The organism is Rhodoplanes roseus, from assembly GCF_003258865.1.
Lineage (GTDB): Bacteria > Pseudomonadota > Alphaproteobacteria > Rhizobiales > Xanthobacteraceae > Rhodoplanes > Rhodoplanes roseus.
The window spans coordinates 1-26919 of the sequence record NZ_NPEX01000005.1; the positions used below are offsets into that span (position 1 = coordinate 1).

Consider the following 26919-nt stretch of genomic DNA (forward strand, 5'->3'; position numbering starts at 1 on the left):
TCCGCTGCGCGGACGCGCGACTCTTCCCCTCCAGGGGAGGGTGTCGGTGCGAGATCTCGCCGAGCCGACAGATCCGAATCTCGGAGGTCCCTTTGAATCTCTGGTTGACGCTCGCCGTGAACAGCGTCGCGCTCGGCGGGCTGTTGTTCCTGTTGTCGTCCGGGTTCTCGCTGATCTTCGGGCTGATGCGGATTCCCAACCTGATGCACGGCTCGTTCTTCATGCTGGGCGCCTATTTCGGCGTGACGTTCCTCGACCACGGCGTGAATTTCTGGATCGCGGGGATCGGCGCCGGCCTGCTCACGGCGTTGATCGGCGGCGTGATCGAGCGTTTCCTGCTGCGGCGGCTGGAGGGTCAGGTGCTGCCGCAGGTGCTGCTCACGCTGGGCTTCGCCTTCATCATCGGCGATCTCTGCCTGATGATTTGGACGGGTGATCCGTGGCAGCCGGCGACGCCGGCGCATCTGCAGGGCGCCGTGCGGGTGGCCGGCCTGTTCTTCCCGATCTACCGCCTTGTCATCCTCGCGGTCGCGGTGGTGATCGCCGTCGCGCTGTGGATTCTGGTCGACTGGACGCGGCTCGGCGCCATGATCCGGGCCGGTGTCGACGATCCACCGATCGCCCGGGTCGTCGGCATCAAGGTGTCTCAGCTCTTCACCCTGGTCTTTTCGCTCGGGGCCGCGCTCGCCGCCTTCGCGGGCGTGATGGGCGCGCCGTATCTCTCCGTCTATCCGGGGCTCGACTTCGAGATGCTGCCGCTCGCCCTCATCGTCGTGATTCTGGGTGGCACCGGCAGCCTGCTCGGCGCGCTGGTCGGCAGCTTCATCATCGGCTTCCTGTACAACTTCGGCCAGGCGATGTTTCCGGATCTCGCCTACGTGATCCTGTTCCTGCCGATGCTCCTGGTTCTCGTGCTGCGGCCGCAGGGCCTGTTCGGCAAGGTCGTGGCATGAGCGCAGCCAGCGGATCCCTCACCATGCGCGTCGCCGCGATCACGGTCGCGGTGCTTCTCCTCGTCACCCTGCCGGCCTGGGTCGGCAATCCCTATTACATCAACATCGCCAGCCAGATTCTCTTCTTCGCCGTGTTCGCGCTCGCCCTCAACGTGCTGGTCGGCTACGGCGGGCTCACCTCGCTCGGCCATGCCGGGCTGTTCGCCATGGCCGGCTACACGGCGGCGCTGCTGCTCGCCCGCGGGCACGGGCATTTCGTCGCCGACACGGCTGCGCTCGCCGTGACCGTGATCACGGCGGCGATCTACGCCGTCCTGTCGCTGCGCTCGACCGGCATCGGCTTCCTGATGATCACGCTGGCAATCGGACAAATTCTGTGGGGCATCGCCTATCGCTGGGCGAGTCTCACCAATGGCGACAACGGCGTCAACGTATCGTCGCGGCCGGCGCCTTTCGGCCTGTCGCTCGCCGGCGCCGACGGCTTCTACTATCTGTGCCTCGTCGTCTTCCTGGTCTGCGTCGCCACCATGACCGTGGTGGTGCGCTCGCCCTTCGGAGCGAGCCTGCGCGGCACCCGCGACCAGGAGCGGCGGATGAGCGCGCTCGGCTACAATGTGTGGCTGATCCGCTTCTATGCATTCCTGCTGTCGGGATTCTGGTCGGGCGTCGCCGGGCTCCTGTTCCTCTACTACAACCAGTTCATCAGCCCGCAGATCGTCGCGCTCACCACCTCGGCGGAAGCGCTGCTGATGGTGATCTCGGGCGGCACCGCGACCCTGCTCGGCCCGATCGTCGGCGCAGCCCTCGTGGTGATCATGAAGAACGTGGTCAGCGCCTACATCGTGCGCTGGAACATGGTGCTGGGCATCATCTTCATCCTGATCGTCAGCTTCATGCCGGACGGGCTGGTGCCCGGATCCGTGAGATTATGGAAATGGGCGCGGCATCGGATGCGGCGCGGCAAGGTCGAGCCGGTCGCGAAGGTGGGGGGAGGCGGAGCATGATCGCGCTCCAGGTCAAGGACCTCCAGAAATCCTTCGAAGGACTGTATGTCACGCGACGTGTCGATCTGGCCGTCGAGGCGGGCGAGCGGCGCCTGATCATCGGCCCGAACGGCGCCGGTAAGACCACGCTGTTCAACCTGATCACCGGCGAGATCGCACCGGACTCCGGCTCGATCTCGCTGTTCGGTGACGACATCACCAGAACTCCGGTGCGCGCCCGCGCCCATCTCGGCATGGCTCGCACCTATCAGATCATCACGCTGTTCGGCCGCGACACGCTGTTGCGCAACGTCATGCTGGCACTGCTCGGCCTGTGCAAGCGTCGATGGAATCCGCTGATCGATTTCGAACGGCAGACCGATCTGGTCGAGAAGGCCGAGGCGGCGCTGGCGCGCGTCGGCCTCGCCCATCTCGCCCATCGGCCGCTCGGCGAGACGTCCTACGGCGAGCGCCGCCGCGTCGAGATCGCCATGGCGCTCGCCCAGAACCCACGTGTGCTGTTGCTCGACGAGCCCTTCGCCGGCCTGTCGATCGACGAGCGGCAGGACGTCCACAAGCTCCTGCTCGCGATCCCGCGCGACGTCACCATGGTGATGATCGAGCACAACATGGACGTCGCACTGGAGTTCGCCGAGAAGATCACCCTCCTGCATTTCGGCCAGGTGATCGTCGAGGGGACGCGGGCCGAGGTCGTCGCCAATCCGCGCACCAGAGAGGTCTATCTTGGCCACTAGCGCGCTCGAATTGCATGCCGTCGACGCCTATTACGGCGACAGCCACGTTCTCCAGGGGGTGTCGATCCGGCTCGGGCAAGGGCGTCTGCTCGGCCTGCTGGGCCGCAATGGCGCCGGCAAGACCACCTGCATGAACGTCACGGTCGGCCTGCTGCCGCCGCGACGCGGCGGCGTGCTGGTGTTCGGCGAGGAGGTCGCGAAGCTGCCGCCAGAGCAGATCGCGCGGCGCGGCGTTGCGCTGGTGCCGCAGGGCCGCCGCGTCTTCCGCAGCCTCACGGTCCGTGAGAACCTGGTCGTCGCCGCCCGGAAGCCGATGAGCGGCGGTGCCTCACCGTGGACGCTCGACACGGTCTACGCCATGTTCCCGCGGCTGGAGGAGCGCAAAGTCCAGGCGGCGGCCTATCTCTCGGGCGGCGAGCAGCAGATGCTGGCGATCGGCCGCGCCCTGATGTCGAACCCGCGCGTCCTCCTGATGGACGAGCCCTCCGAAGGTCTGGCGCCCCAGATCGTCGCGGACGTGATGGCGACCATCCGCAAGCTCAAGGCGAGCGGCCTCTCCATCGTGCTGGTCGAGCAGAACCCGAAGCTGGTCTTCGACGTGGCCGACGACATCGTCATCCTCAACACGGGCCGCGTCGCCGTCGCCGAGACCACCGACAAGGTCGAGCACGGCGGCATGGATCTGAGCCAGCATCTCGGAGTGTTTTGAGGCGGCGCGTGTGCCTTGGACTCCGTCACGGCCGGGCTCGTCCCGGCCATCCACGCACAGCGTCGCCGAAATGCAGCGAAGACGTGGATGCCCGCGACGAGCGCGGGCATGACGCCGAATACCTGGCTGCCGCAGCGTCAGCTCACTCCTCCGATTCCGCCAGCAGGGCGGCGTTGCCGCCTGCGGCGGCGGTGTTGATCGTCACGGTCTGCTCCAGCGCGAAACGGCGGACGTAGTTCGGGCCGCCGGCCTTCGGGCCGGTGCCGGAGAGGCCACTGCCGCCGAACGGCTGGGTGCCGACCACCGCCCCGATCATGTTGCGGTTGACGTAGACGTTCCCGTGCGGGAGCCGGGCGACCACGCGGTCTGCGGTCGCGGCGATGCGCGAATGGATCCCGAGTGTCAGGCCGGTGCCGTTGGCGGCGATGTCGTCCAGGAGCATGTCGATCTCGGTGGAGCGCCAGCGCACCACGTGCAGGATCGGGCCGAACACCTCCTCTTTCAGGTCGCGGGCGCGGTCGAGCAGGACGACGGCGGGCGGAACGAAGAGGCCGCTCGCCGGCAGCGGCCGGTCCTCGCCGGCCCGCCAGAGGACGCGCCCCTGCCGCTCCATCGCCTCGATCCACGCCGTCAGGCGCCCTTGCGCTGTGGCGTCGATGACCGGGCCGACATGGGTCGCGGGATCGCGCGGGTCGCCGATCGTGAGCTCGCGTGCGGCGCCGACGATCATGGCGATCACCTCGTCGGCGACGTCCTCCTGCACGCACAGCAACCGCAGCGCCGAGCAGCGCTGGCCGGCGGAGCGGAACGCCGAGGTCAGCACGTCGTCGGCGAGTTGCTCGTGCAGTGCCGTAGCGTCGGCGATCATGGCGTTGATGCCGCCGGTCTCGGCGATCAGCGGGACGAGCGGGCCGTTCCGCTCGGCGAGGCGATGCGCGATGGCGCGGGCCGCCGCCGTCGAACCCGTGAAGGCCACGCCGGCGAGCCTCGGATCGCGCACCAGCATGGCCCCGATTTCGCCGTCACCCGGCACCAGATGAAGAGCCGTCGCCGGGATGCCGGCGGCGTGCAGGAGCCGCGCGGCGTGTGCGGCGACCAGCGGTGTCTGCTCGGCCGGCTTCGCCACCACGGCATTGCCGGCCGCGAGCGCCGCCGCGATCTGGCCGGTGAAGATCGCCAGCGGAAAGTTCCACGGACTGATGCAGGCGAAGACGCCGCGTCCGCGATGGCGCAGCACATTGCTCTCGCCGGTCGGCCCCGGGAGGGAGGTCGGCGCGAGCGTCCGCCGGGCTTCGGCAGCGTAGTAGCGGCAGAGATCGACCGTCTCGCGGATCTCGGCGACGGCGTCGTCCAGGGTCTTTCCGCCTTCGGCCTGCAGCAGGGCGACGAGGGCGCCGCGGTCCGCCGCGATACGGTCGGCCGCCCGGTCCAGCGCCGCTGCGCGGCTGTCGAGCGGCGTCGCTGCCCAGGCCGGAAAGCCCGCTTCGGCAGCCGCCATGGCGGCGATCACGATCGCCTCGTCGGCCTCGGTGACGGTGCCGATCGTCTGACTGTCGATCGGCGAAGTGACCGGGCGGACATGGCCGGGCAGGGAGAACCCATCGACCAGCGGGGCCGCGCGCGGCTGCTCCGGCGCCCGGATGTCGGCCAGCAGGGCGTTCAGACTCTCGGCATGGCCGAGCTCGACGCCTCGGGCGGAGCGGCGTCCGGGATGGAGATCGCAGGGAAGAGGCAGGCGCGGGTTGCGAGCCCGCTCGGGGGTGCCGACGATGGCCTCGGGGCGCGCCAGCACGGTCGCGACGGGCACGGCGGGATCCGCGGCCCGCGCCACGAACGAGGAGTTGGCGCCATTCTCCAGAAGCCGCCGGACCAGGTAGGCGAGGAGGTCGCGATGCTCGCCCACCGGCGCATAGACCCGGCAGGTCGCGTCCGGCTCCTCGGCCAGCAGCGTCGCGTAGAGGGCCTCGCCCATGCCGTGCAGCCGCTGGAACTCGTAGCCCGTTGTTCCGCCTGCGATCTCGATCAGGCTCGCGATGGTGAGCGCGTTGTGGGTGGCGAATTGCGGCGCGAGGTACGGCCGCGCCGCGAGCAGGGCGCGTGCGCACGCCAGATAGGAGAGGTCGGTCATCGCCTTGCGGGTGAAGACCGGGTAGTCCGGCAGGCCACGCTCCTGGGCCCGCTTGATCTCGGTGTCCCAGTAAGCGCCTTTCACGAGCCGGACCGGAATGCGAGCGTGGCGCGACCGCGCCGTGTCGGCCAGCCAGTCGATCACCGCGCTCGACCGCTTCTGGTAGGTCTGGACCGCGAGGCCGAGCCCGCCCCAGGCGGCCAGGGCCGGGTCCGAAAGCGCTCGGCCGAACAGGTCGAGCGACAGCTCCAGCCGGTCGGCCTCCTCGGCGTCGATGGTGAGGTAGATGTCGTGCGCCCGCGCGGCGTGGGCTAGATCGATAAGTCGCGGGCCGAGCTCGGCCAGGACGCGGTCGCGCGACACGGCCTCGTAGCGGGGATGCAGGGCGGAGAGCTTGACCGACAGGCTCGCCTGCCCGCCGGTCCGGTCCGGTCCCGAATGGGCCGCGATGCGGGCGAGGGCGGCGGCGTAGTTCGCAACGTAGCGGTCGGCGTCAGCCATGGTGCGGGCACCCTCGCCCAGCATGTCGAAGGAATAGCGCAGGCGGGGATGTCGCTCGGTCCTGCCGATCGCCTCGCCGATGGTCTCGCCCAGGACGAAATGCGATCCGAGCAGCTTGATCGCCTGCCGCACGGCGGCCCGGACCGTGGACCGGCCGAGCCGGCCGGCCAGGGAGGAGAGCAGCGCGTACGGCGAGTCCTCCGCTGCGATCAATCGCGCCGACAGGCCCAGGGCCCAGGTGCCGACGGAAGCGACCAGGGTGCCGGATCGGGCGGCATGATGCGCGAAGTCTCCGGCGCGCAGCCGGTCCTCGATCAGGCGATCGGCGGTGGGGTCGTCGGGGACGCGCAACAAGGCCTCGGCCAGCACCATGAGGGCGAGACCCTCGCGGGTCGAGAGGGCGTACTCGTTCAGGAGATCGTCGATCCCGCCGATCCCGGCCGGTGTGCGGCGAACCGCTTCCACGAGGCGCGTTGCGCGTGCATCGATCCGGGCATCCGCTGCCGCATCGAAGGCGGCCGCGGCCAGTAGCCCGGGCGCCAGGCCCTCGTCCGCCGGTGCGTAGGGGGCGCGGAACGGCGCGGGATGGTCTATCGCCCCGTCTCCGGATGGGCTCATCGCGACCTCCTGGAAGGCCGCCGGGCCGGCACGAGACCTGAACGGCGACCTTCGCAACTGCGACATAGTGTCGATGGCCGCGGCCTGCCACGGCCACAAAATCCCGCGCAGGCGGAGCGCCGTTATGGCATCGTCCCGACCGCTGATGCCTCCCGAGGCACGGCTCCGGCGGCGACGCGGCGGAACCACAAGGGCAAGAACAATGACCATCCGCGGGTTTCTGCGGCGCTTGTCGCCGCTCCTGGTTCTGGCCGCCGTGGTTCTCGGCGGCCTGCCCGCGGCTGCCCAGCCCTACCTCAAGTTCTCGCTCGACGGACGAATCGACAGCGAAGCGGCTCCGTTCCTGCTGGCGCTCGAGCAGGGCTACCTCAAGGCCGAGGGAGTCGACGTCACCATCGACCCGGCCGTGTCGCCCCAGGAGACGCTGACCCGGGTGGCGACCGGCACCTATGATCTCGGCCTCGTCGACATCAACGAGCTGATCAAGTTCCGCGACCAGAACCCCGGCGCCGCCGTGCGCGCCGTGTTCATGGTCGAGAACCGCCCGACCTATGCCGTGCTGGCTCGCCGCAGCCGCGGCATCGCCGGTCCGAAGGACCTGGGCGGCAAGCGCATCGCCGCGTCGACGACCGACGGGTCGCTCGTCCATCTGCTGCTGTTCGCCCGCCTCAACGATGTGGATCGGGGCCGGTTACGGCTCGATACCGTGGCCGTCCCGGTGCGCGAGCCGATGCTGGCCTCCGGCCAGGTGGATGCGATCAGCGCCTCGGTCCTCACGGTCGTCGACCTCAAGGCGCGTGGGGTTCCGGCGGAGGACGTCGTCGTGCTGCCGATGGCGGATTACGGTGTCGAGCTCTACGGGCAAGCCATCGTCGTCAGCGCCAAGATGGCGTCCGAGCGCAGCGAGGCGGTCCGCGGCTTCTTACGCGCCGTTGTCAAGGCGATGCAGGAGACGGTGCGGGACCCGGCGCGGGCGGTCGAAGCCCTGTCCAGGCGCATCGACGGCCAGCAGCGGTCCCGCGAACTCGAGCGCCTGGAGATCGCCATTTCTGCGAACCTCGTCACCCCCGAGGTGAAGGCCGACGGCTTCGGTGCCGTGGACATGGCGCGCCTGACCCGCGCGATCGACCAGCTCGGGCTGGTGCACGAGTTCCGGACCAAGCCGAAGGCCGCCGACGTGTTCGATCCGACATTTCTGCCGCCCTTACCGGAACGGCTGCCGCGCTGACCCCAGCCGCGCGTTTCGGATCCGGAAGATCCGGATCTCGGCGGGGGACTCCAGCGCCGTCACGCCACCGATTGCATGCCGGTGCGGGCGGCCGTCCGGCTCTCCGTGATCGGCGCCTTGGCCGGGCGGGGATGCAGGGTCTCGGTCAGGAGGGCGACCAGATCGTCGCGCACCACCGGATCCGTCTCGTTGCCCACGCAGATGCTGCAGGCGACATCGGCCAGGCTCGGGAGAGCCGGGTCGTCGCAGATCAGTGCCGGATCGGCGAGCGCGTGGGTGAGCGCGGTCACGCCGAGGCCGGCCGCGACGGCGCGGCGCAGCTCGTCCACATGGCCGGCCGTGAACACGATCTCGAAGCTGCGGCCGGCGTTCTCGAGTGCCGCCAGCATGTGGCGGTGGAACAGACAGGGCTCACCGCGGCTGACCAACGGCAGAGGCTGGCTCGGATCGGTCGGAGCGATAGGCCCCCGGACCCAGACCAGATCCTCGCGCCAGTGATGGCTCGCCATGTCGTGCGCATGCGGGCTCGTCATCGCGACGACGACGTCGATGTCGCCCTGCTCGAGCTCGTTCAGCAGCATGCTGCTGCAGCCGGTCTTCATGTGCAGCCGTACGTCCGGCCAGCGGCACCGGAAGGTGGCGAGACTCTGCCACAGCGGCAGCCCGACGAAGTCGCCCGGCAGGCCGAACCGAAGGAGCCGGCCGCGTCCGCTGCCGTGCGCCAGCGACACGATCTGGTCGTTGATCGCCAGCAGCTTGCGGGCCTGGCTGACGACATGGCTGCCCTTTTCGGTGAGGCTGACGCCCGGTGCGCTCTTGTCGAGGAGGTCGAAGCCCAGGAGGAACTGCAGCCGCTTGATCTGGGCGCTGACGGCGGGCTGGGTAACCCCGAGCCGCTGGGCCGCCTTGGTGAAGCTGCGCAAATCGACCACGGTCAGCAACGTGCGCAGAAGCTCGGTCGGAATATTGGTCATGAGAAACCTGCTTTTGCCTCGGTGCAGTGCGCTCGATCGGCCTTGCTCCTGGCTCGATCCGGACAGCGTGCCAAATCTCGACCGGCGTCTATTTGATCTAGGTCAGTTCACGCGCTGCACTGCGAGACTTTCGGACACTGGACCGGGGCGTAGTCGTCGATGGCGGCGACGCTGCTCTCGCGGCCGCGTCCGTTCGTCTTGCAGCCGATCGATCGGCGAACTCGGGGTTTTCGCCTCGGATCGTCGATGCGAGCAGACCGGGCGTGTCGCCGCACGACCGGTCTACCCGAGGGTGGATAGCCCGATTGAAGGCTTGTCCGGCCGGACCGTCGAACTTTGGTCGCTTTCATACGTCTTGGCTTGCGCAGGACCGGCCGGACCTTGCACGCTTTGCGTTCGTGCGCCCGATCGGATTACATTGGCGCTCGTCGTGACTCCGGGCGCGACCTTTCCAACGGGGCTGGAAATTCCGATGCGCGTGTCCTTTCCGCTCGTCGTTCTCCCGGCCGTCCTCGGCCTCGCGCTCGTCGTGGCGCCCCCGGACGCCAGGGCGGCCGGCGAATCGCTGCTGCTGATCGAGGCGGACAGCGGCAAGGTCCTCAAAGCCGAGAATGCCACGCATCCCTGGTACCCGGCCTCCGTGACCAAGCTGATGACGGCCTATGTGACGCTGCGCGCCGTCAAGGAAGGGCGGATCACGCTCGACACCGTGTTCACCGTCTCGCCCAACGCGCTCGCCCAGCAGCCGACCAAGATGGGTTTTGCCACCGGTACCCAGGTCACGGTCGACAACGCCCTGAAGATGATGATGGTCAAGTCGGCCAACGACATCGCGGTCGTGCTGGCCGAGGGCGTCTCCGGCTCGATCGACGGCTTCGCCGACGAGATGAACGCCGCCTCGGCACGCCTCGGCATGACGCAATCGAGCTGGGTCAATCCCAACGGCCTCCCGGCCGACGGCCAGATCACCTCGGCCCGCGACATGGCGATCCTGGCGCGGGCGCTGCTGCGCGAGTTCCCCGAATACGAGGGCTACTGGAACATCGCCGCGATCCGCTTCGGCAAGCGCATCATCCGCAACACCAATGCGCTGCTGGTGCGCTATCCGGGCGCCGACGGCATGAAGACGGGCTTCATCTGCGCGTCCGGCTTCAACGTGGTCGCCAGCGCGACGCGCGACAATCGCCGGCTGATCGCCGTCGTCTTCGGCGCGCCGTCCTCTGCCGTGCGGGCCGCCAAGGCCGCGTTCCTGTTCGAGAACGCCTTCAACAACACGGGACTCAACTGGCTGATGCCGGCCTACGGCAATGTCCAGTCGCTGCCTCCCATCGCCGCCGACCCGCCGAATCTGCGCGAGGAGATGTGCGGGAAGCACCGCCGTCGGCCCGCCGCCGAGGAGGTCGACGAGGAGGAGGTCGCCGGGATGCCGGCCGGCACGGGCGAGCCCGGCGGCGTCCAGGCCCTGTTCTTCGCCGGAAACAAGACGGCGGGTGCCAAGGCGTCGAGCCTGGTCGCCCAGACCATCGCGGCCGGGCCGCCCATCGACGTCTATGTCGGCCTGCCGCGCAAGCCCGGCACGGCGCTCGCCTCGACCGGGCCGGCCCGTCTCGTGACGCCGCCCGGCAAGCCGGACGCCGGATCGGCCGCGATCGCGACGGCGACCAAGCCGGCCGGGCTGCGCAAGCCCGCCCCGAGCGGACTGGTGGCGTTGCCGAACCGCGGGCCGACCGCCGGCGCGGTTCCGGTGCCGGCGGCCAAGCCCGCCGTGGCGAAGCCGAAAGCCTCGGTCGCGACCGCTCCTGCGGCTGCCGGCGCGACGGCCGAGAAACCGAAGCCCTCGTCCGGGATCGCGAAGCCCGCTGCCGGCCCGAAGCCTGCGGCTGCGAAGCCGCCCGCGGCGAAACCCGCTGCGGCCACTGCCAAGCCTCCGGCGCCTGCCGCCAAGCCGGCGGCGACGGCGGCAGCCAAGCCCACGGCCGCGGCTGCGAAGCCTGTTCCCGCCGCCACTGCGCAATGACCGACGCGTTCGACTCGCGGCGCCGGGGTCCCGTCGCTCCGCTCCCGCTCACCGTGCTGACCGGATTCCTCGGATCCGGGAAGACCACGCTGCTCAATCGCCTGGTGCAGGATCCGGCCCTCGCCGACGCCGCAGTGCTGATCAACGAGTTCGGCGAGATCGGCCTCGATCACCTGCTGGTCCAGCCGGTGCGGGACGGCGTCGTGATGCTCACGACGGGGTGCCTGTGCTGCACGGTGCGGGGTGATCTCGTGACGTCGCTCGAGACGCTGCTGCGCGACCGCGACAACGGCCGGCTCAGCTTCGACCGCGTCGTGATCGAGACGACCGGCCTCGCCGATCCCGCGCCGATCCTGCACACCACGATGGTGCATCCCTACCTGGTGATGCGCTTCCGGCTCGATGGCGTGGTCACGGTCGTCGACGCCGTCAACGGTGAGGCCACGCTCGACGCGCATTCCGAGGCGGTGAAGCAGGCCGCCGTGGCGGATCGCCTGGTGATCACCAAGACCGATCTCCTCGACACGGCGGAGCGCCGGACAGGCTACGAGCGCTTGCTGGCACGGCTCGCCGCGCTCAACCCGGCGGCGCCGCGCCTCCTCGGCGCGGAGGCCACCCCGGCCCGACTGTTCGATTGCGGCCTGTACGATCCGGCCACCAAGTCGGCCGACGTGCGCCGCTGGCTGGCAGCCGAGGCTTATGCGCCAGCGGCCGGCAACGGCCACGCGCACGATGGTCACGCCCACGGCCACCACACCCACGGCCACCACGATCACGATCACGGCCATTATGGCCACGATCCCAACCGGCACGACGACCACATCCGCGCCTTCACGCTGGCGACCGACGAGGCCGTCCCGGCCTCCGCCTTCGAGATGTTCCTCGAGCTGCTGCGCTCGGTGCACGGGCCCGATCTGCTGCGCCTGAAGGGGATCGTGAAGCTCTCCGAGCAGCCGGACAAGCCGATGGTGATCCACGGCGTGCAGCACGTCTTCCATCCCCCCGCCCAGCTTCCCGCCTGGCCGGACGACGACCATCGCACCCGGCTCGTACTGATCGTCCGCGATGTCGCCGAGGCGCGTATCCGCGAGCTCTTCAACGCCTTCCTGTCGGCGGTCGGCCCGGACCGGCCGGATCGCACGGCCCTGGTCGACAATCCGCTGGTGCCGTTCGGCGGGATCGACCGGTGAGTTTCCGATGAGCGCATCGCGCGACGAGATCCCGGCCGGCCTCCCGGCGCCCTCCGACGTGAACGCCTGGTGGATCGGGCTCGGCGCTGATCGATGGTTCGTCAAGGACGCGGCGGTCGACGACGATATCCGCCATCGTTTCGGTGCCGCCTACGAGGCCGCCGCCGCCGGCCGGCTGACCGCGTGGGAGGAGAGCCCGGAGGGCGCGCTAGCGCTGCTCCTGGTGCTGGACCAGTTTCCGCGCAACCTGTTCCGCGGTTCCGCGCGAGCCTTCGCCGCCGACCCGGCGGCCCGCGCGGTCGCCGATCGGGCGATCCGGCGCGGCTTCGACCGGGCCTTCGAGAACCCGGTCCGCCGGTTCTTCTACCTGCCCTACATGCATTCCGAGGACTTGGCCGACCAGGAGCGGTGCGTCGCGCTGTGCCGGACGGCGGGCGACGACGAGGGCGTGCACCACGCGGAGGTGCATGCCGACATCATCCGCCGGTTCGGTCGGTTCCCGCATCGCAACCCCTTGCTGGGGCGCGACACCACGGCCGAGGAGCAGGCCTTCCTGGACGCCGGCGGCTTCGCCGGCTGATCCCGGCCTGGCGCGAAAACGCGCTCTCGACCGTTGCAGAAAGGACGCTACCGCCAAGGTTTCGTCGATTTTGGCGTGTTGAAAACCTTCCTGGGGACGACCACACGAACACCGTTTGGAGCCGACCGATGATCGACACGACGCGTGCAGGCCGCAGCGGATGGCTGGCTGTCGCCGGACTGCTGCTCACCGCGGCCCCCGCTTTCGCGGCCGAGCCGACCGGCGAATGGATGGTCGCGGACGGGGTGGCGAAGGTCCGGATCGAGAACTGCGGCAGCCAGCTCTGGGGCATCGTCTCCTGGGAAAAGGAGCCGGGCGGCACCGACCAGTACAACCCGGACCCGTCGAAGCGCGCCCGGCCGACGCTCGGCATGCCGCTCCTGCTCGGCATGCAGCAGCAGCAGCCCGGCCGGTGGGACGGCGAGATCTACAACGCGCAGAACGGCAAGACCTATACGGCCAACATCCGGCTTTCGAACCCGGACCAGCTCGAGCTGCAGGGCTGCGTGCTCGGCTTCCTGTGCGGCGGCCAGACCTGGACCCGCACGGCGGCGGCGCTGCCGACCCAGAAGCCGGCCGGTGCCAAGCCGGCGGCGACCCGCACCGGCACCACGGGTGCGGCGGCCACGCCGGCCATCGGCGCCAGCAAGCCGTTCGAGACGGTCAAGGACGTCTGTGCCGCGGTGGCCGAGGCGACCGGCATGCCGCAGCTCGCGGAGCAGCCTGCTCCCGCCGCGCCCCGCTCCGGCCCGGCCCGGCCCGCCGCGCCCCGTTGATCGGTCCTGCCGATCGTCGAATACAAAATGCCCGCCGCGAGGCGGGCATTTTTTTGTATCGGAGCGGCGTTCGGTTCGGACGGTGCGTGGCTCGGCGATGCCGGGGCGGTCACTCCGCCGCCGAGACATGGTCCTTGCGGACCGGCGTCTCCGATTCCGAGGTGTTCGGCTCTTCCTTCTCGATCACCCGGGGCGGCCCCATCAGGGCCGGCTGGAACAGCACTGCGAAGCACATCGTGGTGAGCAGCGATAGGGCGAGCAGCTCGCCCATGCTGGACGTGCCCGGATGGCTCGACATCCACAGCGAGCCGAAGGCCGTCGCGGTCGTCAGCGCACTCCAGATGACGGCGCGGGTGAGGCTGGACTGCAGCAACCCGGTCTGCCCGGCCCGCCAGGCCATGATGTAGTAGATCTTGAACGCGACGCCGACGCCGAGGAGCAGCGGCAGGGCGATGATGTTGGCGAAGTTCATCGGCATCCCGATGATGACGCAGAACTCCAGCGTCAGCACGCCGGCGAGCAGCAGCGGCACCAGGGTGAGGAGCACGTCGCCGAACCGCCTCAACACGATCCACAGCAGCAGCATGATCGAGACCAGGGCGTAGCTGCCGGCATGGATGAAGGCCGAGACCACCGTCTCGCCCGACTTCAGGATCGAGATCGGCGCGCCGGTCGCATTCGGGAAGGCGGCCAGCATCGACTGTGCAAAGACGCGGAGCACCGCGGTGTCGTTGGGATCGCCCTTCGGCGTCACCTCGACGCGCACATTGCCGTTCTGGGAGACCCAGTCGCGCACGAAATCTTGCGGCAGCGTCGCGACCGTGACGGGCTGGGCTTCGAGCAGGTCGCGCCATTGGTCCAGGACGGTCTTGAGCGGGAGGATGAAAGCCGTCTCGACCTTGTCCCGCATCGCCTTGTCGGCGTCGGCCAGCTTGCCGAGGGCTGCGGCGAGCCGCTTCGAAGCCTCCGCGCCCGGGCCCGGCCGGTCGACGACGATCTGGGTGAGCAGGTCCTGACCGCGCCGCAGTGCCGCGACGTTGTCGGCATCGGTCGGTGGCGGCATCATCCGGGGCTGCAGGGCAGGGCCCAGGACCTTCTTGAGGCCGTCGATCAGCGCGAGCTTCTGTTCCTGGTCGGACGGCACGAAGCTCGCCAGCGTCAGAACCCGGTTCGCCTCCGGCAGGGCCTTCAGCTTCTCGGCCGCGGCGGCGGCTTCGGTCTCGTTCGGCAGCAGAATGTCGATGGAATTGGCGCCGACATTCGGATCGGCACGCAGCTCCAGCAGGGTCGCGACCGACTCGACGTTCTTGTTGCGCAGGTTGATCGGGTTGAAGTCGAAGGTGAGGAAGTACAGCAGCGGCGCCCCGAGCAGGGCGACCAGGGCGGTGCCGCCGACCACCAGGATGCGATTGCGCTCCAGGAAGCGGTCGACCGGTGCGAGCTGCCGGTAGCCGATTTCGGCGGGCTCTCCGGGTGGGTTGAGGACCTTCAGAAGCGCCGGCAGCAGCGTGATGCTGGTGATCAGGGCGATCAGCATGCCGACGCCGGCGATCTTGCCGAGCTCGGAGATGCCGCTGTAGTCGGTCGGCGTGAAGGACAGGAAGGCGGCCGCGACGGCGCTGGCCGCCAGGGTCAGCGGGGCGCCGATGCGACGCGCCGTGGCGACGAGCGCGGTGCGCATGTCGTCGATCTCGTGGCGCTCGGCCCGGTATCGGACCGCAAACTGAATACCGAAATCGACGCCCAGCCCGATGAACAGGACCGCGAAGGCGACCGAGATCGGGTTGAGCGCATCCACCATCAGGAGGCCCATCGCCGCCGTCATCGACAGGCCGACGAACATGTTGGCGTAGACGGCGAAGATCAGCTTGGCGGAGCGCAGCGCCAGCCACAGGATGCCGAGCACCACCACGATCGTGATGATGGCGTCGCGCACCGCGCCGTGCTGCATGGTGGAGAATTCTTCGTCCGCCATGGCGATAGGGCCGGTGAGCCGCACGCGGGCCTGGTATTGGCCGGCGAGGTCGAGTTCGCGCGCCGCCTCACGGATCGCCGCGGACGCCGCTGCGCCCGGCTCCAGCGCCGAGAAGTCGAGCACCGGCCTCACACTGATGAAGCGCCGCACATCCTGCGGCTGCGGCTCCTTGCCGGTCATCACGGCCTGCCACGAGAAGCTCGCGGGCTTGCCGGCGAGCGCCGTCTCGATCGTCGCGGCGGCACTGTTGAAGGCAGGGGCGGCGGCGTCGAGCGGCACCATGTTGCCGCGCACGCCGGACAGGACCAGCGACATGCCCTGGACGAGGCCGCGCAGGCTCGGGTCGCCGCCGAGCGTCCGCACCAGCGGGCCGGCCTGGGAGAGGCCCTTCACGGTGGCGTCGAGCTCGTCGACCGATTGGAACAGAAGCCCGTTGCGGGCGAAGAACGGACCGGCGCCGGCCTCCTCGACCGAGCGGAAATTCGTGGTGTTCTGCTTCAGCCGCGGCGTCAGCGCGGCGGCGGCGCGCGAGGCGAGCTCCGCGGTGGGCGCATCGACCACGACAAGGATCGAATCGAACCGGCCCGGAAAGGACTTCTCGAACTCGAGCTCGCGCTGGCGCCAGTCCAGCGCCGGCGAGATCAGCTTGTTGACGTCGGTATCGATTGCGAAGTTGCGCGCCGCGTAGACGGCGGAGACGACCGCAAGCACCATATAGATCGCGATGACGGTCTTGGGGTGCCGTATGCAGGACCGTACGGTGCGGACGATCGTTTTGACGAGCATGGGGCCGGTCGTAGGGGTCAGACGAAAATCATGTCGCGTGCCTTGGGTGGCCGTTTCGGACATCGCGTGAGCCCGATCGGTCGAGCAGACCCGATATCCCACTGGCCGCGTCGATGCACCGACGTCGGAACTGGCGGCCCACCAGGGGCCGGCCGAGCATGTCCTTCATAATCGGGCCGGAATTGAGGTGGCAACCCCGCTGACGGCAGGCCTGGAGCGCGTCGCTGGAGCCGAGGACGGCGGAAGCATCCGCCCCGCGGGGTCAACGCACGGAGGGGTTGACGAGTTCAACTCACGGATTATCAATGTCTTACAGCGAAAAAGGGCCCTGACGCCGCCATCGGTCCGCCCGAATGAGGGGCAAAAGGTGCGAACGAGGAGCCGGCCGGGCGTCGCGGCCGTGAAACAACAGGGCGATACACGGGCTCACTTTGCCCTGGAATTGATCTCGGGTGCTGCTGAACGGGCGTTCATGCTTCGTGCGTGCGCTTGAAACGCTGGCGCCTTCCGACTAACACCAGAGGTTCTGCCGCAAGCCGGCGACGGCGCGGCGGTCCGCATGCGAGTTCGGGAAGCAGGAACAATGGCAATACCGTTCTTCAAGGAAATGCGTATTGGTGCGTATGTGCTGAAGCAAAAGATGCTCGGCCGGAAGCGCTACCCGCTCGTGCTGATGCTGGAGCCTCTGTTCCGCTGCAATCTGGCCTGCGCCGGGTGCGGCAAGATCGACTACCCCGAGACGATCCTGAACCAGCGTATGTCGGTCGCCGACTGCCTCGCCGCGGTGGACGAGTGCGGCGCCCCGATGGTCGCCATCCCGGGCGGCGAGCCGCTGATCCACAAGGAGATCGGCGAGATCGTCGCCGGCATCGTGGCGCGCAAGAAGTTCGTGTCGCTGTGCACCAATGCGCTGCTGCTGGAGAAGAAGCTGCATCTCTTCCAGCCGTCGCCCTACCTGTTCTTCTCGGTCCATCTCGACGGCCTGAAGGAGCACCACGACCGCTCGGTCTGCCAGAAAGGCACGTTCGACCGCGCCGTCTCGGCGATCCGGGCCGCCAAGGCCAAGGGCTTCGCCGTCAACGTCAACGCGACCATCTTCGAAGGCATGCCGGCCGAGGACATCGCGGCTTTCATGGACTTCACCGAGGAGCTCGGCGTCGGCGTGTCGATCTCCCCCGGCTACGCCTACGAGCGCGCCCCGGACCAGCAGCACTTTCTCGCCCGTCGCCGCACCAAGGAGCTGTTCCGCAAGGTGTTCGCGCTCGGCAAGGGCAAGAAGTGGCAGTTCATGCATTCCGGCCTGTTCCTCGACTTCCTGGCCGGGAATCAGGAGTTTCGCTGCTCGCCCTGGGGCATGGCCACCCGCAACATCTTCGGCTGGCAGAAGCCCTGCTACCTGCTCGGGGAGGGCTACACCAAGACCTTCAAGGAGCTGATGGAGACCACCGACTGGGACTCCTACGGCACCGGGCGTTACGAGAAGTGCGCCGACTGCATGGCGCATTGCGGCTACGAGCCGACCGCGGCCGACGCCACGCTGACCAATCCGCTGTCGGCGCTGCGGGTGGCGCTGTTCGGGATCAAGACCGAGGGCGACATGGCCCCCGAGATCTCGCTCGATGCCCAGCGCCCGGCCGAATACGTGTTCTCGCGTCACGTCGAGAACAAGATCGCCGAGATCCACGCCGCCGAGCCGGACAAGAAGCAGCACCTCACCGCGGCGGAGTGACACTGGCATTCGGCGGCTGATGGATCCGGCCGTCATTCCGGGGCGCGGCACAGCCGCGAACCCGGCTCCAGCGGTAAACTCGGTAGTTTCGGCTGGATTCCGGGTTCGGCGCTGCGAGCCGCCCCGGAATGACCGGGCTCACATCCCGAACGCGACCTTGCGGTCGTTCGATCGCTTGAGGTTGCGGTAGCGCGCCATCGCCCACAGCGGGAAGAATTTCCGGTAGCCGTGGTAGCGCAGGTAGAACACCCGCGGAAATCCCGTCGCGGTGTAGCGCTCCTCGTCCCACAGGCCGTCCGGCGCCTGGGTCCGGGCCAGATAGGCGACCCCGCGCTCGACGGCCGGGTGGTCGACCTCGCCGGCCGCCATCAGCGCCAGCAGGGCCCAGGCGGTCTGCGACGAGGTGCTCGGGGCCGGCTCGTAGCCCTTGTAGTCGAGCTTGTAGCTGGTTCCGTCTTCGCCCCAGCCGCCGTCGACGTTCTGGATTCGGATCAGCCAATCGGCGGCCTTGCGCACCGCCGGATCGTCGCGGCCGAGGCCGGCGGCGTTGAGGGCACACAGCACCGACCATGTGCCGTAGACGTAGTTGAGGCCCCAGCGGCCATACCAGCTTCCGTCGGCGAGCTGGGTCTGGCGCAAGTAATCGACGCCGCGTGCCATCGCCGGGCTCGTCTGCAGCGTGTCGCCGAGCTGCGCCAGCATGGAGACGCAGCGGGCCGCGACGTCCTCGGTCGGGGGGTCGAGCAGCGCGCCGTGGTCCGAGAACGGGATGTTGTTGAGATACGTGTAGGTGTTGTCGGCGTCGAAGGCGGCCCAGCCACCGTTGCGGCACTGCAGGCCGAGCACCCACTCGCGCGCCCGCTCGATCGCCGTGTCGTAGCGACCCGTGCCGTCGGGGCTCTGGCGAACGCGGTCCATCGCCATCACCACGACGGCGGTGTCGTCGAGGTCCGGATAGTGGGCGTTGACGTATTGGAAGGCCCAGCCGCCCGGCCGCACGCCGGGGCGTGTCTCGGCCCAGTCGCCGGCGAGGTCGAGCACCTGCAGGGGCTTCAGCCAGTCGAGGCCCTTGGTGGCCTGCGCGACCGCCTTGTCGCCGCCGGCCTCGAGCAAGGCGTGGCAGGTCAGCGCCGTGTCCCATACCGGCGAGACGCAGGGCTGGCAGTAAGCCTCTTCGTCGCCGACGACCAGCAGCTTCTCGATCGAGCGCCGGGCGACGGCGCGTTCCGGATACTCGGGCGGAAAGCCGAGCACGTCGAACATCATCACCGAGTTGGCCATCGGCGGGTAGATCGCGCCGAGCCCGTCCTCGCCGTTGAGCCGTTCGCGCACGAAGGCGAGTGCCGCCTCGATGGCGCGCTTGCGCGGGCCGCGCGGCATCAGCGGATCGAGGCCCCGCAGCACCATGTCGATGCCGCGGAACAGCAGGAACCACGACCAGCTCTGGTGCGGGGCCTTCTTGGGCGGTCCGACCGTCGCGGGCGGCTCGACGAACAGCTCGTCGATCGTCACGCCGCGCCGATTGCGCGCCTTCGGCTTCAAGGTCTGCAGCACCAGCAGCGGCACGATGGTGGTGCGGGCCCAGTAGGAGATCTTCCAGATCGTGAAGGGCGCCCAGCGCGGCAGGAAGATGATCTCGGGGGGCATCACGGGCACGGCGCGCCACGGGATCACGCCATAGAGGGCGAGCTGGATGCGGGTGAAGACGTTGACCTTGGAGCCGCCACCGTGCGCCAGGATCGCCTCGCGGGCCCGTCGCATGTGCTCGGCGTCCGGCGAGTCGCCGATCATCTTCAAGGCGAAATAGGCCTTCACGCTCGCGCTGATGTCGAAGTCGCCGTCCTTGAACAGCGGCCAGCCGCCGTGCTCGCCCTGGATGCGGCGGATATAGACGCCGATCTTACGCTCCAGCTCGGGATCCGGCGTCTCGCCCAGATGATGCACCAGCAGGACGTATTCGGACGGGATGGTGGCGTCGGCCTCCAGCTCGAACACCCAGTGCCCGTCGCCCTTCTGATAGGTCAGCAGGGCGTCGGTCGCCTTCTGGATATGGGCTTCCAGCGCCGCCGTCAGGGTTGCCCCTGCGACTGGGGTGGCGTCGGCCAAGGTCGTCACGTCTCGCATCGGACTGCTCTCGTCTTCGGTCGTGTTCTTCTTGCTCAGATCAGGGCGGCCGCGGCATTGCCGGAGCGGATCGCGCCCTCGATGGTCGAGGGCAGGCCGGTGTCGGTCCAGTCGCCGGCCAGAGCCAGGTTCCGCCACGCCGTCTTGGTGCCCGGGCGGCGGGCGTTCTGCTCGGGCGTCGCCGCAAAAGTGGCGCGGCGCTCGCGCACGATCTGCCAGGCCGGCAGGTCTCCGGTGAGGCCGGTCACGGCGCAGACTTCTGTCCAGACGGTCGCCGCGAGGGCCTCGCGCGGCTCCTTCATGAACCGGTCGGCGTTGCTGGTGGTCACCGAGACGCGATCCGGAAACACGAAGATCCACTCGGCCGTGCCACCGAGCACGCCGGTGACGGTCGGAGTCCCGGCCGGAGCCACGGCGCGGAAATGGGTGTTGAGGATGGAGCGGAACGCCGTCGGCCCGGTGAGGCCGGGCACCAGCGCGGTGGCGGCCCAGGCCGGCACAGCCATGATCACGGCATCGTCCGGGCCGAGATCGATGCGGCCGTCGCCGAAATCGAGAGCCGTGACGCGGTCGCCGTCGAGCACCAGGCCGCGCAGCTCGTGATCCATGCGCACCGTAGCGCCGCGATCGCGCAAGAACGCGACCGCCGGCTCGACGAACACGGTGCCGAGCCCGTCGCGGGCAATGCGCGGCCGGCAGGCCTCCCCGCCCAGCGCCAGCGTCTCGCGGACGATGTTGCGGGCGAGCAGCGCCGAGGATTCCGGCGGCGACGTGTTCAGCGCCGCCACCATCAGGGGCTCGATCAGCCGGTCGTAGAGCGGGCCCTTGCAGGCGATGACCTCACCGAGGGCCCGGTCCGACGCCACCAGGATCTTCGCAAGCCCGAGATAGTCCCGCCAATGCGTGTCGGGCACCCGCTTGGCGGGATCGAAGATCCACCAGGGGATGCGGCCGTCGCTGATGCGCAGCGTCCAGCTCTTCCGGGTCTCGAGGTCGTGGAAGGCGAACTCGGCCTTGTCGGGTCCGCCGAGCCGGTGCTCGGTGCCGATCGCCTTGGCATAGGCATGGGCGGCGTGGTTGCCCGACAGCAGCAGGTGGTTGCCGTTGTCGATGAACAGTCCGGTCGCATGGTCGTGATAGGAGCGGCAGCGGCCGCCCGGATGCGCCGTCCCCTCGTGTACCGTGATGGCGCGCCCGCTACCCGACAGGCGCACCGCGGCGGCGAGGCCGGCAAGGCCGGCCCCGATGATGTGGACAGCGCCCTGCATCACACGAACCCGTACTGCAGCACGATCAGCAGGAGGGAGAGCTTGTTCACCCGCACCGGCTCGCGCGGCGGTGCGAAGCCGCGCGCCGCGAGGTCGTCCAGGATCGCGCGGTAGACCTTCCCCATGATCCGTGGGGCTCGCACCATCCAGCGCGGCGACCGGTCCATCACCTCGTCGGCGGCTTCGAAGTGCGTGCGGGCGCGCTCGATCAGGATATGGCCGACCTGGCCGACGGCGGCATGCGCCGCGACCCTGCGCGGATCGGTGGTGTCGATGCCGGCCTCCTGCAGCAGCTCGCGCGGCAGATAGAGGCGGCCGTTCTCGGCATCCTCGTCGATGTCGCGCAGGATGTTGGTGATCTGCAGGGCGCGACCGAGATGATGGGCGAGGCGCTCGCCGTCCGGCTCGCCCATGCCGAAGGCCTTCACCGACAGGCGCCCGACCGCGCTGGCGACCCGGTCGCAATAGAGATCGAAGGTGGCGAGATCGGGCGCGCGGATGTCCTCGGCCGCGTCCATCTCCATGCCCTCGATGATCGCGATGAAGTCCTCCTTGCGGAGCCCGAACTCCTCGATCGCGTGGGCGAGGCCGCGATGCTCGGGGGCGACCCGGCTGGCATAGACGGCGTCGAGCTCTTGTCTCCATCGGCCGAGCCCGGCGATCCGCTCGGCGCGCGGCGCCGGCGAATCGGCGATGTCGTCGACGTGCCGGCAGAACGAGTAGATCTCGAACATGGCGTCGCGGCGGGCCCGCGGCAGCATGCGCATGGCGAAGTAGAACGAGCTTCCGGCGGCGCGGCGCGCGGCCAGCGGCTCTGCTTCTTCTGTATGAACGGCGAGCTGGGTCATGTCCGACGTCGCTGGTTCGAAGGATCGGTCGAAGCCGTGTCCGGGAGGACTGCCGCGACCGGAGGGCGCCTGAAGCGCCCGAGAATGCCTCTGACGATACCGAGGAGGCCGCGGGCGGCGACCTCGGGCTTGGCGAGGTGCACGCGCTCGGAGAGCGGATCGCGCACCTTCAACATGGCGGTCAGGCGCTCGGCCAGCGACTGGATGACGGCGACCTCGAGGGCGAGGCGGCGGTCGCGGATCAGCGACGAGAACACGCGGCTCTCGTCGAGCAGGCCGGCGGTGCGATCGGCGAGGCCGGCAATGCAGGCTTTCAGCGCAGGGCTCGCGCGCTCGGCGCCGAGATCCTCGACGGCGGCACCGTGGGCCGCAAAGGTGTCGAGCGGGATGTAGACGCGGTCGAGCGCCCGGTAGTCCTTGGCGCAGTCCTGCAGGTGGTTGATGATCTGCAGCGCCGCGCAGAGCTGGTCGTTGGCGTCCCAGGTGGTGCCGCGCTCACCGTGCAGGTCGAGCACGAAGCGCCCGACCGGCATGGCCGAGTAGCTGCAGTAATCCATCAGGTCCGAGAAATCCGCGTAGCGGCGCTTGGTGACGTCGAGCCGGAACGCGGTGAGGAGATCGCGCGCGTGGCGCGGCGAGAGCGCCCGGTCGGCCAGGGCGATCTTCAGCGCGACGCCCTGCGGCTCGCTGCTGCCTCGGCCCAGCAGGCTGCCCTCCAGCCGGTCCAGGAAGGCGAGCTTCTCGGCCTCGGGCAGGGAAGGATGGTCGGCGATGTCGTCGGCGACCCGCACGAACTCGTAGAAGGCCAGGATCGCCGGACGGTAGCGCGGATGGACGATCCAAGACGCGACCGGGAAGTTCTCGTCGTGCGACCCCTTGCCGGATCGCATCTCGGCGGCGCTGACGGTCACGATGCGGGCCCGATAGCCGGCGACGCGGCGCCCGGGGCGACCGGGAGCCGTGCGGAATGGGACACGGGGGCGGACATCGGGATCATGGCGCGAACGACAGGCCCTTGCTGGTGAAACGAAGCCCGCGTGTGAACCAGCGATTGGCCGATAGGCGGGCCGGATCGCCTAGGGGCAGCGCGCGCGGACGATAGCGCAATGTTCGAGTGCTGCAAGGCGTCAAAAGTTCAAAGCATGCAGGGACCTGGGAGTCAACGCGCGCGGCCGGTCACAACGCTTGTTCCGGCTTGCTTTTTGGCCGCCATGCTCGGGCCGGCGGGGCAGGGCGGGGAAACCGGTGGGCCACCCGCCGGAACAGCCGGCCTGGCCGGTTCGGGCCCGGAACCCGGTTGCCCTCGCGGGCCGCGATGATTAAGCCAGAGGCAACAGTCCCGTCTCCGGGCGGTATGACCCTGTGCCATGCGGGTGCGGGCGGCTCCGGAGGAAGGGGGATCGCGGGAGAGCCGACTTGTTGGGCAAGACCAAGCACGCCGACGTCGCCAAGGCCGACGCCGGATTTCCCGAGCGGCTGGACGCCGTTGCTGCCGATACGGAGGCGCTTCTGGACCGCCTTCTGGACGCCGAAGCGGTCCCCGGCGAGCGCATCCGGCCGGCGCGCGTCCTTGAGGCCATGCGGTACGCCAGCCTGGGGGGCGGCAAGCGGTTTCGCCCGTTCCTGGCGGTCGAATCGGCGCTTCTTTTCGGTGGCGACCGCGAGCGCGCCCTGATGGTCGGAGCGGCGGTGGAGTTCGTCCACTGCTACTCCCTGGTGCATGACGACCTTCCCTCGATGGACAACGACGACCTTCGGCGCGGACGGCCGACCACCCACAAGGCGTTCGACGAGGCCACGGCCATCCTGGCGGGCGACGCCCTTCTGACCTTCGCGTTCGACGTGCTGGGCCGGCCCGAGACCCACCCGGACGCCGCCGTGCGTATCGACCTCGTCCTCGCCCTGGCCCGCGCCTCCGGGCTCGGCGGCATGGTGGGGGGACAGATGCTCGATCTCGCCGCCGAGGGGCGCTTCGCCGCCGGCACCCCGCAGCCGCTCGATCGCGACGCGACCGAGGTCATGGAGTCGATGAAGACCGGAGCGCTGCTGCGCTTCTCCTGCGTCGGCGGCGCCATCGTGGCGGGGGCCGACCGCGACGCCCAGGCGGCGCTCGATCGGTACGGCACGGCAATCGGCAAGGCATTCCAGGTCGCCGACGACCTTCTCGATGCCGAAGGGGATCCGGCGACGGTGGGCAAGGCGACCAAGAAGGACGCCGGGCTCCACAAGGCGACGCTGGTCCGCATCATGGGCATCGACGGGGCCCGCCGGGCGCTCGCCGACTTGGTGGCCGAGGCGGAGGATGCGATCGCCTCCTTCGGAGCCCACGCCGACATTCTCCGGGCTGCCGCGCGGTTCGTGGCCGAGCGCAGCCACTGACGAGGGGCCGCGACGGCACGAAACCGTCAGTCATTCGTCTCGCGAATGCCGGCCCTGCTCGGGCGCGACGGCTTCCCCGTCGCGCAGCCTCGCGTTTTTGAACCGCGAGGCAAAGCGGTGTGGCCGTAGCGAAACTGGTGTTCCGGCGCCCGGACCGCGGCCGGTCCGCGAGGCGAGTCCGTCGGTCCGGTAGGCGGAACGGCCCGCGTGGTTTGAGCGAGGTCAATGCCACGTCGACCCCGAACGTTCATGTCACGTTCCGACAAGAAACGCTGCTCGGGGGAAACGCTCGGTCCGTCCTGGTGCTTCGCCGGGTGAGTTCCCCGCCCCAATTCTCGCAGGCGACGTGCCATGTCGAGCCTACCCGACTCCCGCGGCTTCGAGATCGTCGCGCGCCAAGACTTCTCCGACGTCACCTATCTGCTCGAGGTGCGTCATCCGCTGATGGCCAAGGCCGCGCGGGCCGGCCAGTTCGTCATCGTGATGCTCCACGATCACGGCGAGCGGATTCCTCTCACGATCGCCGACTTCGACCGCGAGCGCGGCACCATCACGCTGGTCATCCAGGCGGTGGGCAAGACGACCCGCGAGATGCAGCAGGTCTGCAAAGTCGGCACGCATCTGCTCGCGCTCGCCGGCCCGATGGGCGAGCCCAGCCACATCGGCGGGCAGCGCCGCGTCGTGTGCGTCGGCGGCGGACTCGGCGTCGCGCCGATCTATCCGCAGGCGCGCGCCTACAAGGAGGCCGGCGCCAGGGTCACGGCCGTGGTGGGATTCCGCACGAAGGACCTGGTCTTCTGGGAGGACAAGTTCCGCGCCTGCTGCGACGAGGTGATCGTCTGCACGGACGACGGCTCCGCCGGGCTCAAAGGTAATGTTGTCGAGGGTCTGCGCCAGGCGATCGCGGCCCAGCCCGACACCGACGAGGTCGTTGCGATCGGCCCACCCGTGATGATGAAGGCCTGTGCCGAGGCGACGCGGCCGCACGGCATCAAGACCGTCGTCAGTCTCAATCCCATCATGGTGGACGGCACCGGTATGTGCGGCGGCTGCCGCGTGAAGATCGGGACCGGCATCAAGTTCGCTTGCGTCGACGGGCCCGACTTCGACGCGCATCAGGTCGACTTCGACGATCTCATGGTTCGCCTCAAACGGTTCGCGGTCGCCGAGAAAGCGGCCCTGGACCGTTACGAGGAGCATTGCCGGATCGGCCGCAAGGCGGACCGGTGAGGGACGAGATGACGCGAACGTCGAAACGAGCGCGGTGACCCGATGGCCAAGAGAAAGACGATCCGGACGATCCCGCGGGAGCGGGCGCCGGTGGGCGAGCAGGATCCGCAGGCGCGCATCCGCAATTTCGACGAGGTGACGCTGCGCTTCACGCCCGAGCAGGCGCAGCTCGAGGCGAGCCGCTGCATCGAATGTCCGCGACCGGTCTGCACGCCGGGCTGCCCGGTCGGCGTCGACATCAAGGGATTCATCGCCAAGATCGCGGCGAACGATCTGCGCGGCGCCTACGACGTCATCACCCAGACCAATCTGCTGCCCGCCGTCTGCGGCCGCGTCTGTCCGCAGGAGAACCAATGCGAGGGCAGTTGCGTGGTCGGCAACCAGCTCGCGCCCGTCGCGATCGGTCGGCTCGAGCGCTATGTCGGCGACACCGCGATCGCCGAGGGCTGGAGCAACATCCCCTATATCGAGCCGAACGGCTTCAAGATCGGCATCGTCGGCTCCGGGCCGGCCGGCATGGCCTGCGCGGCCGACATGGCGAAGGCCGGCTGCGACGTGACGGTGTTCGAGGCCTTCCACGTGCCGGGCGGCGTGCTGCGCTACGGCATCCCGGATTTCCGCCTGCCCAACGCCGTCGTCGACGCCGAGATCCGCAATCTCGAGAAGCTCGGCGTCAAGTTCGTCTGCAACACGCTGGTCGGCCGCCTGTTCTCGATCGAGCAGATGGTCGGCGAGATGGGCTACGACGCGGTGTTCATCGGCACCGGGGCCGGCTATCCGAGCTTCCTCGGCATTCCGGGAGACTCGCTCAACGGCGTCCTGTCGGCCAACGAGCTCTTGACCCGCTGCAACATGATGCAGGCGAAGGACCGCGGCTTCGACACGCCGCTGCCGATCGGCGCCCGCGTCGCCGTGATCGGCGCCGGCAACACCGCCATGGACGCCATGCGGGTGTGCCGCCGGCTCGGCGCCGAGGAGGTCCACTGCATCTACCGTCGCAGTCGCGCCGAGGCGCCGGCGCGGCTCGAGGAGGTGCACCACGCCGAGCAGGAGGGCATCGACTTCCACTGGCTCACCGCCCCGGTCGCCGTGCTGGACGACGGGAAGGGCGGGGTGCGCGGCATGCGCTGCGTGCGCATGGAGCTCGGCGAGCCGGACGCGTCCGGCC

The 26919-nt window shown here is 69.2% G+C and carries 20 protein-coding genes; 13 read left to right on the plus strand and 7 right to left on the minus strand.

Annotation, left to right across the window (positions count from 1 at the left end):
- Window positions 1-92: 92 nt before the first annotated feature.
- The 4 genes from CH341_RS01405 to CH341_RS01420 are packed head-to-tail and all read left to right on the plus strand — an operon-like array spanning window position 93 to window position 3400.
- Window positions 93-953, plus strand: a complete 861-nt coding sequence (locus tag CH341_RS01405) for a branched-chain amino acid ABC transporter permease (protein ID WP_111417248.1) — start codon at window positions 93-95, stop codon at window positions 951-953.
- On the plus strand, window positions 950-1957 hold the full coding sequence (locus CH341_RS01410) for a branched-chain amino acid ABC transporter permease (RefSeq protein ID WP_210208147.1): 1008 nt from the start codon (window positions 950-952) through the stop codon (window positions 1955-1957). Before CH341_RS01405 ends, CH341_RS01410 begins: the two co-directional genes overlap by 4 nt.
- Window positions 1954-2691: an ABC transporter ATP-binding protein gene (locus CH341_RS01415; RefSeq protein WP_111417250.1), complete on the plus strand. Its 738-nt coding sequence runs from the start codon at window positions 1954-1956 to the stop codon at window positions 2689-2691. Before CH341_RS01410 ends, CH341_RS01415 begins: the two co-directional genes overlap by 4 nt.
- The gene (locus tag CH341_RS01420) at window positions 2681-3400 is read left to right on the plus strand and encodes an ABC transporter ATP-binding protein (protein WP_245430816.1); all 720 of its coding nucleotides are present in this window, start codon (window positions 2681-2683) and stop codon (window positions 3398-3400) included. The genes CH341_RS01415 and CH341_RS01420 overlap by 11 nt, the downstream gene beginning before the upstream one ends.
- 142 nt (window positions 3401-3542) lie before the next feature.
- Here CH341_RS01420 and putA read toward each other — a convergent pair whose 3' ends face one another.
- Window positions 3543-6647 (minus strand): bifunctional proline dehydrogenase/L-glutamate gamma-semialdehyde dehydrogenase PutA, encoded by a 3105-nt coding sequence (gene putA, locus CH341_RS01425; protein ID WP_111417252.1) that lies wholly within the window; start codon window positions 6645-6647, stop codon window positions 3543-3545.
- A 202-nt stretch (window positions 6648-6849) separates the two neighbouring features.
- Between putA and CH341_RS01430 the strand changes: the two genes are divergently transcribed.
- The gene (locus CH341_RS01430) at window positions 6850-7875 is read left to right on the plus strand and encodes an ABC transporter substrate-binding protein (protein WP_170149424.1); all 1026 of its coding nucleotides are present in this window, start codon (window positions 6850-6852) and stop codon (window positions 7873-7875) included.
- Window positions 7876-7934: 59 nt separating this feature from the next.
- Here CH341_RS01430 and CH341_RS01435 read toward each other — a convergent pair whose 3' ends face one another.
- Window positions 7935-8849, minus strand: coding sequence for a LysR family transcriptional regulator (locus CH341_RS01435; protein WP_111417254.1), 915 nt, complete (start codon window positions 8847-8849; stop codon window positions 7935-7937).
- A 472-nt stretch (window positions 8850-9321) separates the two neighbouring features.
- Between CH341_RS01435 and CH341_RS01440 the strand changes: the two genes are divergently transcribed.
- From CH341_RS01440 to CH341_RS01455, 4 genes are all read left to right on the plus strand, one after another.
- Window positions 9322-10866 carry a D-alanyl-D-alanine carboxypeptidase family protein gene (locus CH341_RS01440; RefSeq protein ID WP_111417255.1) on the plus strand — a complete coding sequence of 515 codons (1545 nt, stop codon included), beginning with the start codon at window positions 9322-9324 and terminating at the stop codon, window positions 10864-10866.
- Window positions 10863-12056, plus strand: coding sequence for a CobW family GTP-binding protein (locus tag CH341_RS01445; RefSeq protein ID WP_111417256.1), 1194 nt, complete (start codon window positions 10863-10865; stop codon window positions 12054-12056). The genes CH341_RS01440 and CH341_RS01445 overlap by 4 nt, the downstream gene beginning before the upstream one ends.
- A 7-nt stretch (window positions 12057-12063) precedes the next feature.
- Window positions 12064-12636: a DUF924 family protein gene (locus CH341_RS01450; RefSeq protein WP_111417257.1), complete on the plus strand. Its 573-nt coding sequence runs from the start codon at window positions 12064-12066 to the stop codon at window positions 12634-12636.
- Between the two features lie 128 nt (window positions 12637-12764).
- Complete coding sequence (locus CH341_RS01455) at window positions 12765-13412, plus strand: DUF2147 domain-containing protein (RefSeq protein ID WP_111417258.1); 648 nt, start codon at window positions 12765-12767, stop codon at window positions 13410-13412.
- 109 nt (window positions 13413-13521) lie between these two features.
- On the opposite strand, the gene hpnN is transcribed toward CH341_RS01455, so the two are convergent.
- On the minus strand, window positions 13522-16173 hold the full coding sequence (gene hpnN / locus CH341_RS01460; RefSeq protein WP_111417259.1) for a hopanoid transporter HpnN: 2652 nt from the start codon (window positions 16171-16173) through the stop codon (window positions 13522-13524).
- Window positions 16174-16756: 583 nt separating this feature from the next.
- Here hpnN and hpnH point away from each other — a divergent pair.
- The gene (hpnH, locus tag CH341_RS01465; RefSeq protein ID WP_111417260.1) at window positions 16757-17902 is read left to right on the plus strand and encodes an adenosyl-hopene transferase HpnH; all 1146 of its coding nucleotides are present in this window, start codon (window positions 16757-16759) and stop codon (window positions 17900-17902) included.
- Window positions 17903-18040: 138 nt separating this feature from the next.
- Here hpnH and shc read toward each other — a convergent pair whose 3' ends face one another.
- Genes shc through hpnC form a run of 4 tightly spaced genes read right to left on the minus strand, consistent with a single transcriptional unit; the run spans window position 18041 to window position 23032 of the window.
- Window positions 18041-20026: a squalene--hopene cyclase gene (gene shc / locus CH341_RS01470; RefSeq protein ID WP_111417261.1), complete on the minus strand. Its 1986-nt coding sequence runs from the start codon at window positions 20024-20026 to the stop codon at window positions 18041-18043.
- A gap of 35 nt (window positions 20027-20061) precedes the next feature.
- Window positions 20062-21294 carry a hydroxysqualene dehydroxylase HpnE gene (gene hpnE / locus CH341_RS01475; RefSeq protein WP_111417262.1) on the minus strand — a complete coding sequence of 411 codons (1233 nt, stop codon included), beginning with the start codon at window positions 21292-21294 and terminating at the stop codon, window positions 20062-20064.
- A complete protein-coding gene (gene hpnD, locus CH341_RS01480) occupies window positions 21294-22142 on the minus strand; it encodes a presqualene diphosphate synthase HpnD (RefSeq protein ID WP_111417263.1) in 849 nt (282 codons plus the stop codon). Before hpnD ends, hpnE begins: the two co-directional genes overlap by 1 nt.
- Window positions 22139-23032, minus strand: a complete 894-nt coding sequence (gene hpnC, locus CH341_RS01485) for a squalene synthase HpnC (RefSeq protein WP_111417294.1) — start codon at window positions 23030-23032, stop codon at window positions 22139-22141. The genes hpnD and hpnC overlap by 4 nt, the downstream gene beginning before the upstream one ends.
- 526 nt (window positions 23033-23558) lie before the next feature.
- Between hpnC and CH341_RS01490 the strand changes: the two genes are divergently transcribed.
- The 3 genes from CH341_RS01490 to CH341_RS01500 form a co-directional block, all read left to right on the plus strand.
- Window positions 23559-24521, plus strand: a complete 963-nt coding sequence (locus CH341_RS01490; protein ID WP_245430817.1) for a polyprenyl synthetase family protein — start codon at window positions 23559-23561, stop codon at window positions 24519-24521.
- 351 nt (window positions 24522-24872) lie between these two features.
- Entirely contained in the window at window positions 24873-25751 is an 879-nt protein-coding gene (locus tag CH341_RS01495) for a sulfide/dihydroorotate dehydrogenase-like FAD/NAD-binding protein (protein ID WP_111417265.1), read from the plus strand.
- A 42-nt stretch (window positions 25752-25793) separates the two neighbouring features.
- Window positions 25794-26919: FAD-dependent oxidoreductase (locus CH341_RS01500; RefSeq protein WP_210208148.1), on the plus strand; the 1126-nt coding region annotated here is incomplete at its 3' end.

What these genes read in the sequence shown, in the direction of transcription:
- CH341_RS01495 (WP_111417265.1), top strand. Translation starts at nt 24,873, where the DNA reads ATGTCGAGCCTACCCGACTCCCGCGGCTTCGAGATCGTCGCGCGCCAA.
- CH341_RS01445 (WP_111417256.1), top strand. Translation starts at nt 10,863, where the DNA reads ATGACCGACGCGTTCGACTCGCGGCGCCGGGGTCCCGTCGCTCCGCTC.
- hpnH (WP_111417260.1), top strand. Translation starts at nt 16,757, where the DNA reads ATGGCAATACCGTTCTTCAAGGAAATGCGTATTGGTGCGTATGTGCTG.
- CH341_RS01410 (WP_210208147.1), top strand. Translation starts at nt 950, where the DNA reads ATGAGCGCAGCCAGCGGATCCCTCACCATGCGCGTCGCCGCGATCACG.
- hpnC (WP_111417294.1), bottom strand. Translation starts at nt 23,032, where the DNA reads ATGCGATCCGGCAAGGGGTCGCACGACGAGAACTTCCCGGTCGCGTCT.
- CH341_RS01430 (WP_170149424.1), top strand. Translation starts at nt 6,850, where the DNA reads ATGACCATCCGCGGGTTTCTGCGGCGCTTGTCGCCGCTCCTGGTTCTG.
- hpnN (WP_111417259.1), bottom strand. Translation starts at nt 16,173, where the DNA reads ATGCTCGTCAAAACGATCGTCCGCACCGTACGGTCCTGCATACGGCAC.
- hpnD (WP_111417263.1), bottom strand. Translation starts at nt 22,142, where the DNA reads ATGACCCAGCTCGCCGTTCATACAGAAGAAGCAGAGCCGCTGGCCGCG.
- CH341_RS01455 (WP_111417258.1), top strand. Translation starts at nt 12,765, where the DNA reads ATGATCGACACGACGCGTGCAGGCCGCAGCGGATGGCTGGCTGTCGCC.
- CH341_RS01440 (WP_111417255.1), top strand. Translation starts at nt 9,322, where the DNA reads ATGCGCGTGTCCTTTCCGCTCGTCGTTCTCCCGGCCGTCCTCGGCCTC.
- CH341_RS01415 (WP_111417250.1), top strand. Translation starts at nt 1,954, where the DNA reads ATGATCGCGCTCCAGGTCAAGGACCTCCAGAAATCCTTCGAAGGACTG.
- putA (WP_111417252.1), bottom strand. Translation starts at nt 6,647, where the DNA reads ATGAGCCCATCCGGAGACGGGGCGATAGACCATCCCGCGCCGTTCCGC.
- CH341_RS01435 (WP_111417254.1), bottom strand. Translation starts at nt 8,849, where the DNA reads ATGACCAATATTCCGACCGAGCTTCTGCGCACGTTGCTGACCGTGGTC.
- shc (WP_111417261.1), bottom strand. Translation starts at nt 20,026, where the DNA reads ATGCGAGACGTGACGACCTTGGCCGACGCCACCCCAGTCGCAGGGGCA.
- CH341_RS01450 (WP_111417257.1), top strand. Translation starts at nt 12,064, where the DNA reads ATGAGCGCATCGCGCGACGAGATCCCGGCCGGCCTCCCGGCGCCCTCC.
- hpnE (WP_111417262.1), bottom strand. Translation starts at nt 21,294, where the DNA reads ATGCAGGGCGCTGTCCACATCATCGGGGCCGGCCTTGCCGGCCTCGCC.